Genomic DNA, 534 nt, shown 5'->3' on the forward strand with positions numbered 1-534 from the left:
CCGGTCGAGGACGCCGCGGACCCGGACGGCGCCGCGGCCGGGCGCGCCGAGCCGCGGATCAGGCTGGAGCGGTGCGAGATCCAGCGCACCGGCCGTGAAGGCGTGCTGCTCGCCGGTACCTCCGATGCCCGGCTCGCCGACTGCGCGGTGGGCGAGACCGGCTCGGCCGCGCTGCACGCCGTCGGTGACGCCGTGCTGGTCCTGGACCGGGTGCGCGCCGTCGACCTCCGCGAGACCGCGCTCGCGGCGGGGGAACGGGCCGCGGTACGCGCCACGGACTGCACCTTCGCCCGTAGCGAGGGCAACGCCGTCTACCTGCGCGATGCCTCGGCCGCCGTCCTCACACGTTGCACCCTCTCGCACACCACGCTGGACCTGCTGCACCTGGCCGCCGGCACCCGCGCCGAACTCCGGGACTGCGCCCTCGCGGACGGCGCACGGCACGGCATACGTGTCGAGCCCGGCGCCCGGCTCGCCGCGCGGGCCACCACCGTGGAGCGGGCCGCGCTGTGCGGCGTCGACGTGGCGGGCGGC

The 534-nt window shown here is 77.9% G+C and carries 1 protein-coding gene; it reads left to right on the forward strand.

Going from position 1 to position 534, the window contains the following annotated elements; genetic code table 11:
* A partial coding sequence (locus G3I42_RS12880) for a right-handed parallel beta-helix repeat-containing protein (protein WP_164285500.1) occupies nucleotides 1–534 on the forward strand: 534 nt, incomplete at both ends.

The organism is Streptomyces sp. SID11385, assembly GCF_010548245.1.
In the GTDB taxonomy this organism is placed as follows: domain Bacteria; phylum Actinomycetota; class Actinomycetes; order Streptomycetales; family Streptomycetaceae; genus Streptomyces.